We start from the raw sequence: 16,556 nt of genomic DNA, 5'->3' as shown, positions 1-16,556 counted from the left end.
CCATCATCGTTCCCCTCGTGCGTCCCGGCCACGGCCGGCACTCGCGCCCGCGCCGTCGTACTCGGCGAGGATCTGTTCACGGACTTGGTCTGCCATCGCGCGGATCGTCGGTGCCCGGAACACCTCGCGCGCCGAGAGGGCGACGTCGAACATCTCCCGCACCCGGGAGACGACCTGGAGGCTGAGCACGGAATTGCCGCCGATGTCGAAGAAGTTGTCCTCGACGCCGATCCGGCCGACGCCGAGTACCTCGGCCCACACCTCGGCCAGTGCCTGCTCGGTGGCGTTGGCCGGGGCGACCGGCTCCGGCCCGGCCGGTGCCTGTGCCGAGGGCACCGGCAGCGTCCTGCGATCGATCTTGTCGCTGGCGGTGCGCGGAAACTCCGGCAGCACCACGAACACCGAGGGCACCATGTAGGCGGGCAGTTCCGCGGCCAGGAAGTCGCGCAGTGCGTCCACAGTGCACCCGTGCGGCCCGGCCGGCACCACGTAGCCGATCAGCTCGTGCTGCCCGGGACGGCGGGTTCGGGTGGTCACCGCCGCCTCGCCGACGGACTCGTGCCGGGACAGCGCCGTCTCGATCTCGCCCAGTTCCACCCGGTTTCCGCGGATCTTGACCTGGTTGTCGATGCGGCCGAGGAAGTCCAGCGTGCCGTCCGGCAGCCAGCGCACCAGGTCACCGGTGCGGTACAGACGCGATCCGGGATCCTCGCTGAACGGGTTGCGCACGAAGCGTTCCGCGGTGAGTTCCGGACGGTTGAGGTAACCGCGGGCGAGCCCGGCGCCACCGATGTACGCCTCGCCGGGCACGCCGATCGGTACCGGCTCGCGCCGTTCGTCGAGCACGTACGCCTGGTGGTTCGCGATCGCCGAGCCGATCGAGGGCAGCTTGCCCTCCTCGGCGTCCTCGATGCACAGCATGGGGGTCCCGGTGGTGAGCACGGTGATCTCGGACGGCCCGTAGTGGTTGACCATCGTGAACGGCGCGTGCCTGCCCACCCTGCGCCGCACCACGTCCGCACCGGTCATCAGGTACCGCAGCGAGCTCTCGTACAGACGTGGTTGCGCCAGCAGGGATTCCAGTCGTGGCGCCGGAATGACGGCCATGGTGATCCCGGTCCCGGCGATCCACTCCGCGAGCGCGGCCGGGTCGGCCAGCATCTCGTCCGAGGCGATCCACACGCTCGCCCCGGCGGCGAGGTTGCACCACAGCTCCAGCACGATCGGATCGAAACCCTGTGGTACCACCTGGGTTCCGCGGTCGGCGCCGGTGATCGAGTAGTACTCGCGGTACCAGGTGGCGAGGTTCAGCACCCCGCGGTGTGTCACCTCCACGCCCTTGGGCGTACCGGTGGAACCGGAGGTGTAGACCACGTAGGCCAGGTCGTCCGGCCCGATGCCCGGTTCCGGGCGGCTCGCCGGCATCCGGGCGAGCTCCGGCCCCAGCTCGTCCAGGCAGAGCAGCGTCGCCCCGGCGTCGGCGGCCTCCGCCAGCGAGCCGGCGAACCGGCGCTGGGTCAGCACGATCCGGGCGCCCGAGTCACCGACCACGAACGCCGCGCGGCCCGGCGGCATGCTCGGGTCCACCGCCACGTACGCGGCCCCGGTCTTCATGATCGCCAGCAGCCCGACGGCCATGTCGCCGCAGCGCGTGGTGCGCAGGCCCACCACCTCGCGCGGCCGCACCCCGTGCCTGATCAGCAGGTGTGCCAGGCGGTTGGCACGCTCCTCCAGTTCGGCGAAGGTCGTCGTGCCCTCGGCGGAGCCGATCGCCACCGCCCCGGGGCGGTCATCGGCGCGCGCCGCGATCAGTCGCGGCACCACCGTGTCCAGCTCGTAGGGCATGGCGGTGTCGTTGAATCCGGTGACGACGAGTTCCCGCTCGGCCGCCGAGAGCAGGGGCAGTTCGGCCACCGGTCGCGCCGGATCGGCCACGATCCCGTCCAGCAGCACCAGCAGGTGCTCCGCCATCCGGCGGGCGGTATCCGCGTCGAAGAGGTCGGTGTTGTACTCGATCCGGCCGGAGAGTTCCCCGTCCCGTTCGGTGAACTCGAAACCGAGGTCGAACAGTGCGGACAGGCGGGGCAACTCGTGTTCGGTCATCGTCACGCCGCCGTGCTCGCCATACGAGCCCCGGGTGTTCTGCAGCACGACCGCCGCCTGCACCAGGGGCGTACGGCTGGGATCGCGCTCGGGTTGCACGGCGTCCACCAGCTCGTCGAACGGCACGCCCTGATGGGAGAACGCATCCAGCACGGTCTCCCGGACGTCCACCAGCAGATCGGTGAAGCCGCGGTCCCCTGGCACCCGCGAGCGCAGAACCAGGGTGTTGACGAAGAAACCGGCCAGGTTCTCCAGTTCCGGCCGGGAGCGGCCGGAGACGACGGTGCCCACGGCGATGTCGGACTGCCTGCTGTAGCGGGCGAACAGCACCTGCACGGCGGCCACCAGCGTGGAGAACAGCGTGCCGCCGTGTGCGGTGCCAAGGGCGGTGAGTCCCGCCGTCACCTCCGCCGGAATGGCGAACGAGGCCACCGCGCCGTTGGAGGTCCGCTCGGCGGGCCGGGGCCGGTCCGTCGGCAGTTCCAGCGGGGCGACGCCGTCGAGGACCCGCTTCCAGTACGCGCGCTCGTTCGCCGCGGCGGGACGGGTCAGCTCCGCCGCCTGCCAGTGCGCGTAGTCGCGATAGCGCAGTGGCAACGGCTCCAGCTCGGCCGCGGGCCCGCCGCACGCCTGCGCGTAGAGCGCACAGAACTCGCGGATGAGGATGTTCTTGGACCAGCCGTCGGTGACGATGTGGTGCATTCCCAGCAGCAGCACGTGATCCGCCTCGGCGGTACGCACCAGCAGCGGACGCAGCAACGGACCCTCGCGCAGCACGAACGGTTCGCGGATCTCGTCGGCGAGCGCGGCGTAGAGGACGCCGGCGCGTTCCGGCTCCGGCAGCGAGCACAGGTCGCGCCTGCGCAGCGGGACGGGACCCGGCGGGTGCACGATCTGCACGCCCTGCCCGTCCACCGTGTCGAAGGTGGTGCGCAGCGACTCGTGCCGGGTGGCGAGCGCGTCGAGCGCCCGGCGCACAGCGTCCACGTCCAGGCTCCCGTGCAGCCGGACGGCCACGCTCGAGTTGTACTCGGTGCCGGTCGGCTCGAACTCGTGCAGGAACCACATGCGGCGCTGCTCCGCCGACAACGGCCACGGGCCCGCCTCCGGGCCACGCCCGATCGGATCGCCGTCGGCGGCCTCACCGGTGAGCGCGGCGGCGAGCCCGGCCGGGGTCGGCGTGTCGAACAGGGCACGGATCGGCAGCGCGTGACCAAGCACGGTACGGATCCGGCCGAGCAGCCGCATCGCGAGCAGCGAGTGCCCGCCGAGGTCGAAGAAGCCGTCGTCGATGCCGACCCGGACCACCCCGAGGACCTCGGCGAACAGGTCGCAGAGCAGTTCCTCCCTGGTGGTCCGCGGAGCGCGGCCGGAACCGTCCGCGGCGAACCGGGGCGCGGGCAGTGCCGAGCGGTCCACCTTGCGGTTCGCCGTCATCGGCAGCTCGTCCAGGGTCACCAGCGCGGCGGGAACCATGTAGTCCGGCACGCCGGAAGCCAGGTGCGCCAGCACATCCCGGTGTTCGACCGGCCCGGCGGCGGGCACCAGGTACCCGGCGAGGCGGACGTCGCCGGGACGGTCCTCGCGGGCGATCACCACCGCCCTGGCCACCCCGGGGTGGCGTTCCAGCGCGGTCTCGATCTCGCCCAGTTCCACCCGGAAGCCACGGATCTTGACCTGGTGGTCGGAGCGGCCGAGGAAGTCGAGGGTGCCCGCGGTGTTCCAGCGGGCGAGGTCGCCGGTGCGGTACATCCGCGTTCCCGGAGCCCCGAACGGTGCGGCGAGGAACCGCTCCGCGGTGATCCCGGGACGGCCGAGGTAACCGCGCGCGAGCCCGGCGCCGGTGAGGTACAGCTCGCCCGCGACCCCGGCGGGTACCGGCCGCAGCGCGGCGTCGAGGACGTACACCCCGGTGTTGCGGATCGGCCCGCCGATCGGCGGAGTGGTGGTGTCCTCGGTCAGTACGGCCGCGGTGGACCAGATCGTGGTCTCGGTCGGGCCGTAGACGTTGGTGACCGAGCCGCCCAGTTCGCGCATCCGCCGGGCCTGCGCCGCGGGCAGTGCCTCGCCACCCACGAGCATCCGCAGCCCGCGCACCGCGTCGGGGGCCTCCACACAGACGGCCTGCCAGAGGCTCGGCGTGGCCTGCATGACGGTGATTCCGGCGGACCGGGCCAGCGCACCGAGTGCGGCCGGATCGCGCACCGCGTCCCGGTCGGCGAGCACCACCGCGGCTCCGGTCCGCAGTGGCAGGTAGATCTCCAGCGCTGCGATGTCGAAGGCGATGGTGGTGACGGCCAGCAGCCGGTCCCCCGCGTGCAGGCCTGCCCGATCCGTCATGTCGGCGAGGAAGTTCGCCAGGGCGCGGCGGGACACCACCACGCCCTTGGGCAGTCCGGTGGAGCCGGAGGTGTAGATGACGTACGCCGCGTTGCCGCCGTGCACGGGCGCGGCCAGCTCACCGGGCTCGATCGCGGAATCGTCCAGTGTGGACAGTTCCGTTCCGGTGCCGGGGGCGTCGACGATGATCGTGCGCTCGCCGGAACCGGGAACTGCGTCCACAGTGGCCTCGGCGGCGAGCACGATGGCCGGGGCGGTGTGGTCGAGCATGTAGCCGATCCGGTCGGCCGGGTACTCGGGGTCGACCGGCAGGTACGCGGCGCCCGTCTTCGCCACCGCGAGCAACGCGGTCACCAGTTGCTCGGTACGCGGCAGCACCAGCGCGACGAAGGTCTCCGGTCCGGCGCCCCCGCGCAACAGCAGGCGGGCGAGCCGGTTCGCGCGGGCGTCCAGTTCGGCGTAGGTGAACTCATCGGCACCGCACACCAGCGCCACCGCGTCCGGGGCCGAGCGGACGCGGGCGGCGAAGTCCTCGGCCACACCGGTCTCCTGCACCGGGCGTGCGGTGTCGTTGCGGTCGTGCAGCAGTTCCCGCAGCTCCGCGGCGGAGGCGACCGGGAGACGTCCGGCCGGGACGTCCGGCTCGGCCACCGCCGCGGTCAGCACCCGGGTGAACGCGGCGGCGATCCGATGCGCCGTCGACTCGTCGAACAGCGCGGCGCTGTACGACAGCCCGCAGTGCCCGTCCGGGTCGAGCCGCAGGCTCAGGTCGAACGGCGAGCGGCCACCGGGAACGGGGCGAGGGGTCACCTCGAGACCGTCGAACGGCGGTGGCGCGGCGGCGGGATGGACGTCGACGGTCACCTGGCACAGCGGGTGGCGCGAGGCCGACCGCTCCGCCCCGGCCGCGGCCACCACCCGTTCGAACGGCACCCCCGCGTTGCTCCGCGCCGTGCGGTCGGCCTTCGCGGAACGGGTCACCAGTTCGGCGAACGGGACGGAGCCGTCGGCATCGACGCGCAGCACCCGCGGATCGGCGAACGGTCCGGCGAGCGCGTCGAACTCACGTCGTGCGCGATCGTCCGCCGTGCTGCCGACCGGGATCTCGCCACCGGCACCGAAACCGCGCAGGGTCACCGCGAACGCGCAGCGCAGTACCGCGGCGAGGTCACCTCCCGCGTGTTCGCCGAGTGCGCCCGCCGCGGCGAGAGTGCCGGGATCGAGCCGGACCTCCACCCGGTCGCTGCGCAGGCTCGCCCCCGCCGCGCGCGGCCGGTCCACCGGGAGTTCGATGCCCGAGGGCATCCCGTCGAGGGCGTTCACCCAGTAATCGAGCTGCCGGCCGGCGAGTGCGGTCGGTTCGCCGTCCGGGCCGAAGGTCCGCTCCTGCCACGCGGCGAAGTCGGCGAACCGGACGGGCAGCGCGGGCCATTCCGGCTGGTCGCCCTCGGTTCGCGCGGAGTAGGCGAGGGCCAGGTCGCGCAGCACGATGTCCGCGGACCGTTCGTCGGCCGCGATCCCGGGCAGCACGAGCTGGAGTACGTGCTCGTCCTCGGCGAGCCGGTACAGGCCCGCCCACAGTGGACGGTCGCGTTCCAGGTCGTAGCCGCCACGGGCGGTCGCGGCCAGCAGCGCGCCGAGTTCCTCCTCGACGACGGGCACGACGCCGAGTTCCGGGCAGGCCAGCGCGGGTTCCAGCGGCACCGCGGCCGGAACGCCCTCGCGCCCGATGTAGACGGTGCGCAGCACGTCGTGCCTGGCGACCACGTCCGCCAGTGCCCGCCGCAGTGCGCCGGTGTCGAGGTCACCGGCCAGCGTCACGGCCACCGAGACCGTCACCCCGTTCCCGCCGGTCAGGTCGTTGAGGAACCACTGCCGCCGCTGGGCGGCGGACAGCGGCGTCGGCACGGCGGGCGGGGTGTCCGGGAATCCGGGCACGGCGGTCGTCTCCAGCATGAAGGCCTCTGTCTCCTGACGGGCGTGAACGTCGGATCGCTTGCGGGGCAAAGGAATGGGGCGCCGGATCAGCCGACCGGAGCGGCGTGGACGGTGGCGGCCGCCCGGCGCATCGCGCGGCCACCGAACTGCAGCAGCCCGATCCGGCCGTCGTCACCGGTGCGGGTGAAGCGTCCGGCGAAGGGCATTCCGGTGGGCTCGTCCGTCCCGGTCAGCGCGTGGGCGCGGAAGGTCAGGTCGTCGGCGAACTCCAGCCGGTACCGGTCGCCGTCCGCGTCGACGAGCAGGCAGGCACCCTCGCCGGTGTGCACGGTGAACTCGGTGCCGCCGTTGGTGTACGTGCCGGCGCAGTCGGGTCCGGCAGTGCGCCGGGTCTGCGCGGGCACCGGAACGTCCAGGGTGCCGACGTGCACGCCCTCGTCGCGCAGCAGTTCCAGCAGGCCGTGCCAGACGGCGAGCCCGCCGGACGAGTTCGCGGTGAGCGCGACCGCGATCCCCTGCTCCGGACTGATCCGGATCGAACAGGTGGTGCCCGCACCAGCGCCGTCGAGTCCCAGCCAGGGCCCCTTCGCCGAGTCGTAGACGCCCCAGCCCAGCCCCCAGCCCGCGGCCAGCCCGAACGGCTCCGCGCACGGGACGGCGCGAGCCATCTCCGCGACGGGCCCGGCCGCGAGCAGTTCACCGGAGGCGCCGTCGAAGTACGCCTCCGCCAGCGTCACCAGGTCGCTCGCGCTCGCCGCGAGCCCGGCGGCGGGGGCCAGAGCGGCGGGCACCAGGGCGGGCAGCCTGCGATGCGGCGCGGACGCGGTATGCCCGCAGGCCACCCCGCCGGTGTCCGCGCCGGGATCGGTGGCCACGAAGCGCGGCGTAACCCCGGCCGGGACGAGCAGGAAGTCGGAGATCACGTCCCGCCAGCTCGTACGTGTGACGTTCTCCAGCACCCGCCCGGCCAGCGCGTAGCCGGCACTCGAATAGGAGAACGCGGTTCCGGGTTCGAACAGCAGCGCCGAGTCGCGGCAGGCGAGTGCGTAGCCGCGCAGGGAACGGCCGTCGCCCGCACCGTGGTCGTTCACCAGACCGCTGGTGTGACTCAACAACTGGCGCAGGGTCACCCGGTCGCCGGCCCCGCCCGCGAGTTCCGCGCAAAGCCGCCCTAGGGGGACGTCCAGCTCCAGGTCGCCGTCGTCGGCGAGCTGCATCACCACGGTCGCGGTGAGCACCTTGGTGACCGAGGCGAGCGGGAAGGCCGAATCCGCCTCGACACGGCGCTCACCACGCGCGTCCAGGTGCCCGGTCTCCGCTGTCAGGGTCTCCCCGTCGATCCGGATGGCGCACTGCGCGCCGGGAACTCCGTACGCATCGGCCAGTTCGGCCAGACGCTCCGCGAGGAACCGCATTCTCACAACTCCGAACTGTTTTCCGAAACGGTGTGAAGTGACTCGTCACAGGTGCCGGCACCTACCGCGCGCACAATACGGAAACCTGCGAACAGGAATAGGTTTCCGAATATCACCGCGAGCGGCGAGCACACTTTCCTTGACCTAGGCTAACAGCGGAGGGTTAGTGCGAATATCGTTTTAAGCAGAGACCTAACCACCGAGGTCTGCCAAGAAGAAGACGCAGGAAGGGGCCGGTACCCGGAATTACCGCACACCGGCCGAGAATTGAGTCGCAGCACACATCGTGAATTGTCCGGATGCGCTATTCGCGGAGTCCGATCGCGTCCACCGGCCGGGACCGCAGCGCCAGTTTCGCCGGCAACATGATGGAGAGGAATCCGACGAGCGAGGTCAACCCGACGATGCCGAGGTACATCCACAACGGTATCGACGGTATCGGCGATCCGGTGAGCCCGATGCTCACGGTGACCAGCGGCAGCAGGGGCACCAGGGAGCCGATGACCACGGCGATCACCACGGCGGTGCTCGCCTCGGCGCGCATCATCCGCAGCACCTGCCCGGAGGTCATCCCGACCAGCCGGAGCAGAGCGAACTCCCGCACGCGCGAGAGAGTGGTCATCACCAGTGTGTTCGCCACCGCGATGGCGATGTAGCCGAACACCAGCATCAACGGGATCGCGCTGGTGAACGTGCTGGCCGAGGCCTGTTCCTGCTGGGCCGCGGACAGGCCGGTCTCGTCCAGCACCTCCAGGCCCGGGTACCGCTTCGCCAGGTCCTGCAGGCGCGCGGTCAGCGCCTCGCCGTCCGCCCCCGGGGTGGAGCGCACCAGGATGGTGTCGTCGAGTACCCGGGAACTGTGCTCCCGCAGGGTGTCCAGTGGCACGGTGACGTCGCCGAAGCCGAGGCCGCGGTCGTAGATCGCGGCGACGGTGGGCCGCGCGTGGGTGCCGTCCGGGTAGTGCAACTGGATAGGCTGCCCGGTCGAGACGCCCAGCGTGCTCGCCGCGCCACCGCTGATCGCCACCGTGTCGCGGCCGAGGTCGCGCACCGAACCGGAGGTCACGCCGAGGTCGAGGTTGCGTTCCAGCCCGGCGGGGCTGACGCCCTGCACCTGGTAGTCGAACACCTCGGGAGAATCCAGCAGGCTGGTGGAGGCGTAGAGCTGTGTGCGGACCACGGCGGTGGCCGCCTCGACCCCCTCGGCTGCCAGGACGTCCTCGACGGCGGTGGGCGAGATACCACCGGTGCTGCTGGTGATCGTGTAGTTCGACAGCGTGCCGTCGGTCGCCTCGTCCTCGGCCGCGGCGGCCGTCGTGGTGGGGATGAACAACTGCACCGAGGCGAAGCCGATGGCCAGCACGAGTGGTCCGATACCGGTGGCCAGCCTGCGCGAGTTGGCCAGGATGTTCGCCACCGCAAGGAAACCGTGCACGCCGAACCAGTTCCGCACCCGGCCGGCGAGCAGCTTCGTCGCCGCCGTCACCACGGGTGGCCCGAGCAGCAGGATCGAGATGACCATGATCAGTGCGCCGCTGCCCGCCCCGGCCACCGCGAAGATGCTGCCGAAGAACAGTGGCAGCAGGGACGCGCAGGTACCGAGCAGGAACAGGAAGATCCCGATCCCGGTTCGGGCGCCACCCAGCTTCGGCGTCTCCGTCGCCGAGTCGCCGAGGGCCTCGATCGGTTTGATGGCAACGGCTTTGCGCGCCACCCCCCAGGCTGCGAGTTCCGCGGCGAGGACGCAGATCGCCACGGCGACGAGCATCGGGACGGGGCCGTAGGAGAACTCGAAGTCCTCCGGCACGACCCCGACCAGCGTCAGCGCCCAGCGCAGTACCTGTGCGGCCAGGACACCAGGCAGGCAGCCGATGACGGACGCGACCACCGAGATGATCAGCGCCTCGCCGGCGATCATCCGGTAGATCTGCTTCGGGGTCGCGGCGACCGCACGCAGCAGGGCGAGTTCCCGCCTGCGCTGGTGCACGGTCAGCGCAAGAGTGCTGGACACGACCATGACGGCGATCATGATGACGACGCCGCCGAGCGCGCCGGAGAGTTCGGTCAGGTCGCCGCGCGCGCCCGCGACGTCGTGGAACTCCAGCGAACCCCGGTCGTCGCCGGAGTACACGACGAGGCCGGTGCCCTCCAGCCGTTCCTCGACGCGCTCGGCCAGTTCGTCGGGATCGGTGTCCGGGCGTGCGAGCAGGCCGACCGCGTCCACCGCCCCGCCCCGGCCCGCGATCTCCCCTGCCTCGGCATCGGAGAAGAACAGTGTGGCCTGGCGCGGGGTGTCCTCCGCCTCGCGCATCTCCGCGATGCCGGTGAGCCGGTACCGCTGGACGGCGCCGGTGGTCATCACCGCGACCCGGCCGCCGACCGGGACCCCCGCGGCCTCGGCGAGTTCGGCATCCAGCACGACCTCGCCCGGCCGTGCGGGCGGCGCTCCCTCGCGCAGGTCGTAAGGCGTCAGCGCGGCGGCCGACCAGTTGTGCCCCAGGGAGGTACGGCCGTCGGCGGCGGCAGCGGGGTCGTCCTGGCCGGTGACCACGTGGGCAGGGAAGCCGACCTCGCCGATCACCCGCTGCACGCCGTCGACGCCCTCCAGTTCACGCACCCGCTCGGCGGGAACCGTGGTCTGCTCGGGAAGCGACTTCTCCTTCGACTTGTCGTCGATGGTGACCTCGAGCGTCTGGTTGCCGCCCACCATCACCGGGGCGCCGGTGTAGCGCTGCGCGGCGACCCCCGGCCCCAGACCGGACTCCAGGATGATGCCGAAGGCGGTGATGAGCATCGAGGCGCCGAGCAGCGCGACGAACGCACCGACGAACCCGCCCTTACGATGCCGGATCGTCTTCCAGGCGAGGTCGAACACCGGTCACCACTCCCCGAGGTGGGTCATCCGCTCGGCGATGCGCTCCGGTGTCCCGTCCCGCATCTCGCCGGCCACCTGGCCGTCGGCAAGAAAGATCACCGAGTGCGCGTACGAGGCGGCGACCGGGTCGTGGGTGACCATGACGACGGTCTGCCCCATCGCGTCGACGACGTGCCGCAGCAGTTCCAGCACCTGCCTGCCGGTGCGGGTGTCCAGCGCACCGGTCGGCTCGTCGGCGAAGACCACCTCCGGGCGGGTGGCAAGCGCCCTGGCGATCGCGACCCGCTGCTGCTGGCCGCCGGACAGCTCGGACGGACGGTGCCCGAGCCGGTCGGCAAGGCCGACCTGGCGGACGATCTCGTCCAGCCAGGGCCCGTCCGGCGACTGCTCGGCCAGCCGCAGCGGCAGGGTGATGTTGTCCCGCACGTCGAGGGCGTTGAGCAGGTTGTAGGCCTGGAACACGAACCCGATGCGCTCCCGGCGCAGCATCGTGAGCTGCGCTTCGTCCAGCGTCGCGAGATCGGTGTCGCCGAGCAGCACCGAACCCGCCGTCGGCTGGTCCAGACCGGCCGCGCAGTGCAGGAACGTGCTCTTGCCGGAACCGGAGGGGCCCATGATCGCCAGGAACGACCCGCGCGGGATGGCCAGGGTGATGCCGCGCAGCGCGTGCACCGCGCCCGCCCCCTTGCCGTAGGTCTTCTCGACGCCGTCGAGACGGGCGGCGAACCGGCCGCGCGGCGCGGCCGTCTCCCCCGCCGGGTCCGCGACGGTCTCCGCGGCCGCCTCCGCCGGTACGGCGCTGTCCTGCTCGGCCCGTGAGCCCCTTCCGCGTGCCACCTGGCAGTCCCCCTCGCCGAAATCCAACCGGTGCGGCCACGATATTGGTGCGCGCCCGGCCGTCACCAGACAGTGAAGTGGTGCCTTGACGGTGTAGCCAGCCCCACCCCGCACGCGCCCCGTTCGGGCGATCGACGGCGCGTTCGCGCGTAGTACTCTGGCCGCCGCCCGCCGCCGGTGGCACCGATGCCGCCCGGCCCCGCACGAATCCACGGTGAAAGGGAAATGGGACTCCATTCCGCCTGGTCCACCGTTCGGTCCCGGCTGCTCGTCTCGGCCCCGTACCTGCTGATCGGCGGCGGGACAGCGGTGCTCTCGCTGATCAGCCTCTACCTGGTGGCGATTCTCGCCGTGCTGTCCGTCCTCGGCATCGGCCTGCCGCTGGTGCCGGGGGCGGTGACGCTGCTGCGCCGCTACACCTCGTTCGAGCGAACGCGGGCGAGCGAGGTGCTCGGCGCCCACATCTCCGAGGCGCACCGTCCGCTGCGGGGCGCGCTGCTGCTGCGCGTGCACACCGCGATCACCGACGCGAGCACCGGCCGCGGCGTGCTGTGGCTGCTGCTGCACGGCATCGTCGGCCTGCTGACCTCGGCCGCCGCCCTGACCCTCGTGGTCGGCTCGGTCACCTGGCTCACCGCGCCCTTCGTCTGGGCGATCACCGCCGAACCGGTGAACGTCACCTTCGGTTCGGTGGGCTCGTGGACGAGCGCGGTCCTGGCGGTGCCGGTCGGTGTGGCCTACGCCGTGCTGGCCCTGGTGGTCCCGCCGTACCTGGCCCGGTTCCACGCCCGGATGGCCCGCGCCGTACTGGCCGCGCCGCGCCGCAAACTCGCCGAGCGCGTGGTGGAACTGGCCACCAGCCGGGCGGGCGCGCTGGAGGCGCACGACGCGGAACTGCGCCGGATCGAACGCGACCTGCACGACGGGACGCAGGCGCAGATGGTCGCCGTCTCCCTCCGGCTCGGCCTCGCCACCCGGGCGTACGCGGGCGGCGAGCCGTCCGAGCAGACGATGAAGCTGATCACCGAGGCACGGGAACTGTCCGAGCAGGCGCTGGTGTCGCTGCGCCACGTCGTACGGAACCTGCATCCGCCCGCGCTCACCGATCGCGGGCTGGCCGGTGCCGCGCGCGCACTGGTCGCGGCGTGCACGGTGCCGACGACGCTCGACATCCACGGGCCTGCCGACGGGCAGCGCCCACCCGCCGCCGTGGAGGCGGCCGCCTACTTCGTCATCGGTGAGGCGCTGACCAATGTCGTCAAGCACAGCGAGGCGGACAACGCCCAGGTGCGCCTGGACGTCTCCGGCAGATCGGTGCGGATCCGGGTGGAGGACGATGGCCGCGGCGGGGCGGACGAGCGCGGCGGCAGCGGGATCGCCGGCATCCGGCGGCGCATCGCCGCCTTCGACGGCACCAGTGAGATCGTCAGCCCCACCGGGGGACCGACCATCGTACGAGTGGAGATCCCGTGCGGATCGTGATCGCGGAGGACAACGCGCTGTTGCGCGAGGGCCTGGTGCTGCTGCTGACCAGTGCGGGGCACGAGATAGCGGCGGTCGCCGAACGCGGCGAGCAGATCCTGCCCGCGCTGCTGGAGCACCGGCCGGACATCGCGATCGTCGACGTCCGGCTGCCACCGGATCTGCGCGACGAGGGGTTGCGGGCGGCGATCGCCGCCCGCGAGCGGATGCCGGGGTTGCCGGTGCTGGTGCTGTCCCAGTACGTCGAGCACAGCTACGCGACCGAGTTGTTCAGCCAGGGCACCTCCGGGATCGGTTACCTGCTCAAGGACAGGGTCGGCCGCGTCGAGGAGTTCCTGGACTCGATCGACCGGGTCGCGGCGGGTGGCAGCGCGATGGACCCGGAGGTCATCTCCCAGCTCATGGTGCGGCGCAACGCCGACGACCCGCTCGCCTCGCTCACCCCGAGAGAACGGGAGGTGCTGGCGCTGATGGCCGAGGGGCACGCCAACGCCACGCTCGGCACCCTGCTGGGAATCGGCGAGACGGCCGTCAACAAGCACATCGGCAACATCTTCGCCAAGCTCGACCTGCCACCCGTCGGTGCGGGGCACCGACGGGTGCGCGCGGTCCTGACCTACCTGCAGGCCTGAAGTCCGGCGAGTCAGCGGGCGTAGGCGGTGAGCCGGTCGCGGACCTCGGTGAGGGCGGACATGGTGCGGTTGAACGCCACCCTGACGAACTCGTCGCCGCTGTGCCGTTCCCCGGCGAAGAAGTACTTTCCGGGCGTCACCAGCACTCCCGCCTCCCTGGCCAGCCGGTAGGCGAAGGTCTCGCAGTCCTCGGTGGTGACCGGCCGGATGTCGGCCATCACGTAGCAGCTTCCCTGCGGCGGGACGCAGCGCGCGCCGAGCGCGGTGAACGCCTCGACCGTGATGTCCCGCTGTGCCAGCAGGTCCTGGTCCGGTTCCCAGAACGCCGGGTCCCCGGCGGCGGCCTCGGCGATCGCGTGCTGCAGTGGGGTGGACGCCACACCGGTGACGGTCACGTGTACCTCGCGCAGGGCCGCGCTCAGTGCCGGCGCCGCCCGCAGGTACCCGATCCGCCAGCCGCTCACCGCGTGACTCTTCGACAGGCTGCCGATGACCACGCAGCGCTCCCGCAACTCCGGCAGATCCGCCACCGACACGTGCTCGTTGCCGTCGAAGACGAACTTCGCGTAGACCTCGTCCGAGATCACCGCTACGTTCCAGCGTTCGCACAGTTCCGCGATCTCGGCCAGTTCCTCGCGGGAGAGCACGTGACCGGTCGGGTTGTTCGGGGTGTTGAGCACGATCGCGCGGGTGCGCGGGCCGAACGCGGCAGCCAGTTCCGCCGGGTCGGCCCGCCACTCCGGGGCACGCAGCGGGACGAATCTCGGCACCCCGCCGGCGAGCGCGACGGCGCTGACGAAGTTCTCGTAGCACGGATCGAGCAGGATCACCTCGTCACCAGGGTCCACAATGGACAGCATGGCGACGGCGAGGCCCTCGGTGGCACCGACGGTCATGGTGATGTCGGTGTCCGGATCGGCCGGGGTGCGCAGGCTCCCGGCGATGAGCCTGCGCAGGTCCGGGTTCCCGATCGGCAGCCCGTACTGGTTGCGGCCCTGGCGAATCGCCGCGCAGGCGGCCTCGACCACCGCGGGCGAGGGATCCGGCGCCGCGGGGGTGCCGACGGCGAGATCGATCGCGTCGTACTTGGCGCCCTCGGACAGCAGCCCGAACAACATTCCCGGGGCGAGGGCATCCACCCGGGCCGAGGTCAGCGATCTGGTCGCGGGCCCGGCCGTCACCGCGCCCGTCATCGCAGACCCGCCCGGATGGCCTCGCCCGCGTCCACGGTGCCCAGTTCGCCGCCCAGGTCGGGCGTGACCCGCCGCTGCGCGATCGCCGAGTTCACCGACTCGCGGACGGCCGCCGCCGCCGCGGTGTGCCCCAGGCGTTCGATCAGCAGTGCCGCGCTGAGGATCGCGCCGATCGGGTTGGCGATGCCCTTCCCGGCGATGTCCGGGGCGGTGCCGTGTACGGGTTCGAACAACCCGAAACCCGTGTCCCCGTTGATGTTCGCCGAGGTCGCGGTGCCGAGTCCACCGGCCAGCTCGGCCATCAGATCGCTGAGGATGTCGCCGTAGGAGTTGTTGGCGACGATCACGTCGAACCGGGTCGGGTCCTCGACCAGCTTCATCACCGCCGCGTCCACGTACAGGTGCGAGGTCTCCAGCCGCGGATGCCGCCCGGCGGCCTCCCGCCAGTACCGCTGCCAGAGCTGCCCGCCGAACTTCACCGCGTTCGACTTGTCCACCATGCACACCGAGCGACGGGCGATGGAGAAGGCGAAGTCGACGATGCGGGACACGCCGTGATGCGTGTTGATCTCGGCGTCCATGGTCATCTCGAACGGCGTCTGCTTACGCAGCACGCCGCCCATCCCCGCGTACAGGCCCTCGGTGTTCTCCCGCACGATGACGCAGTCCACCGCGCGGCGGGTCTCGTCCCGCAGCGGGCTGAGCCGGTCGTGGAACAGTTTGGCGGGCCGGTAGTTGACGTACAGATCGAGGTCGAAACGCAGGCGCAGCAACACGTCCCGGGCGTAGTCGGTACCCGCGACGCGCGGATCGCCGACCGCGCCGAGCAGGGTGCTGTCGCTGGTGCGCACCCGTTCGAAGTCGGCGTCGGTCAGCGCCTCGCCGGTCTCCAGGTACGTACCGGCGTTGACGTGGTCGAGCATGTCGATGTCCAGGCCGAGGTCGAGCGCGTCCAGCGTCCGCAGCGCCTGGTCAGTCACTTCCGGTCCGATGCCGTCGCCCGGGATGACCGTGATGGTTGTCAAGATTTCTCCTCGTTCGCGGGGCATTGCGGTTCCACGGGGGCGGCCGGGCGAGTGCGCGACGACCCCGCGGAACCCGGTCAGTTGGCCGCCAGCCGAAGGTTTCCGGACGGGATCGGGTCGGTCGGCGCGAGCCGCGGCAACCAGGAATGCCGTGCCCGTTCGTAGTCCGCGATCAGCCCGTCCTTGCCGAGGGTCACCGCGATGTCGTCGAGCCCTTCCAGCAGCAGCCTGCGCGCACGGCGGTCCACCTCGAACCCGTGCCGCAGCCCGTCCGCCCGCAGTTCCCGGCTATCCAGGTCGACGGTGATCTCGAAGGCCGGGTCGGCGTCGGCCCGGTCGGCGAGTTCCGCCACGACCTCCTCCGGCAGCTCGACGGCGAGCAGGCCGTTCTTGAAAGCGTTGCGGCGGAAGATGTCGCCGAAGCTGCTCGCCACGACGACGGCGAACCCCCAGTCCCGCAGGGCCCAGACGGCGTGCTCCCGGGAACTGCCGGTACCGAAGTTGTGCGCGCCGATCAGGACGGACGCCCCCGCGCGGCGCGGATCGTTCAACGGGAACTCGGGATCCTCCCGCCAGGTCACGAACAGGGTGTCCTCGTAGCCGCTCTTGGTGAGCCGCTTGCAGAACTCGGCGGGAATGATCTGGTCGGTGTCGACGTCACCGCGGCGCAGTGCGATCGCCCGGCCGGTGTGCTGGATCAACGGTTCCATCGGTTT

At 71.6% G+C, this 16,556-nt stretch carries 9 protein-coding genes; 2 read left to right on the top strand and 7 right to left on the bottom strand.

What is annotated here, in order from left to right; translation table 11 throughout:
• Positions 1-3 precede the first annotated feature (3 nt).
• The 4 genes from CFN78_RS08620 to CFN78_RS29490 form a co-directional block, all read right to left on the bottom strand.
• Positions 4-6,399 (bottom strand): non-ribosomal peptide synthetase, encoded by a 6,396-nt coding sequence (locus tag CFN78_RS08620; protein WP_094862103.1) that lies wholly within the window; start codon positions 6,397-6,399, stop codon positions 4-6.
• A 68-nt stretch (positions 6,400-6,467) separates the two neighbouring features.
• Positions 6,468-7,796: a serine hydrolase domain-containing protein gene (locus CFN78_RS08615; RefSeq protein WP_094862102.1), complete on the bottom strand. Its 1,329-nt coding sequence runs from the start codon at positions 7,794-7,796 to the stop codon at positions 6,468-6,470.
• 304 nt (positions 7,797-8,100) lie between these two features.
• Positions 8,101-10,671, bottom strand: coding sequence for an FtsX-like permease family protein (locus CFN78_RS08610; protein ID WP_205660464.1), 2,571 nt, complete (start codon positions 10,669-10,671; stop codon positions 8,101-8,103).
• Positions 10,672-10,674: 3 nt separating this feature from the next.
• On the bottom strand, positions 10,675-11,343 hold the full coding sequence (locus tag CFN78_RS29490; RefSeq protein WP_205660474.1) for an ABC transporter ATP-binding protein: 669 nt from the start codon (positions 11,341-11,343) through the stop codon (positions 10,675-10,677).
• Between the two features lie 390 nt (positions 11,344-11,733).
• Here CFN78_RS29490 and CFN78_RS08600 point away from each other — a divergent pair, with 390 nt between their 5' ends.
• Together CFN78_RS08600 and CFN78_RS08595 are read left to right on the top strand one after the other, a co-directional pair.
• Positions 11,734-12,990 carry a sensor histidine kinase gene (locus tag CFN78_RS08600; protein WP_094862100.1) on the top strand — a complete coding sequence of 419 codons (1,257 nt, stop codon included), beginning with the start codon at positions 11,734-11,736 and terminating at the stop codon, positions 12,988-12,990.
• Positions 12,978-13,622: a response regulator gene (locus CFN78_RS08595; RefSeq protein WP_094862099.1), complete on the top strand. Its 645-nt coding sequence runs from the start codon at positions 12,978-12,980 to the stop codon at positions 13,620-13,622. The genes CFN78_RS08600 and CFN78_RS08595 overlap by 13 nt, the downstream gene beginning before the upstream one ends.
• Positions 13,623-13,633: 11 nt before the next feature.
• On the opposite strand, the gene CFN78_RS08590 is transcribed toward CFN78_RS08595, so the two are convergent.
• The 3 genes from CFN78_RS08590 to leuD form a co-directional block, all read right to left on the bottom strand.
• Complete coding sequence (locus CFN78_RS08590) at positions 13,634-14,815, bottom strand: pyridoxal phosphate-dependent aminotransferase (RefSeq protein ID WP_094862098.1); 1,182 nt, start codon at positions 14,813-14,815, stop codon at positions 13,634-13,636.
• Entirely contained in the window at positions 14,812-15,840 is a 1,029-nt protein-coding gene (locus CFN78_RS08585) for an isocitrate/isopropylmalate dehydrogenase family protein (protein ID WP_165777489.1), read from the bottom strand. The genes CFN78_RS08590 and CFN78_RS08585 overlap by 4 nt, the downstream gene beginning before the upstream one ends.
• Before the next feature lie 77 nt (positions 15,841-15,917).
• Positions 15,918-16,550: a 3-isopropylmalate dehydratase small subunit gene (leuD, locus tag CFN78_RS08580; protein WP_094862096.1), complete on the bottom strand. Its 633-nt coding sequence runs from the start codon at positions 16,548-16,550 to the stop codon at positions 15,918-15,920.
• Between the last annotated feature and the right edge of the window lie 6 nt (positions 16,551-16,556).

Source organism: Amycolatopsis antarctica, from assembly GCF_002262875.1.
Lineage (GTDB): Bacteria > Actinomycetota > Actinomycetes > Mycobacteriales > Pseudonocardiaceae > Amycolatopsis > Amycolatopsis antarctica.
The sequence above is the reverse complement of the archived record's forward strand: the minus strand, read 5'-3'. Positions and strand labels throughout refer to the sequence as shown.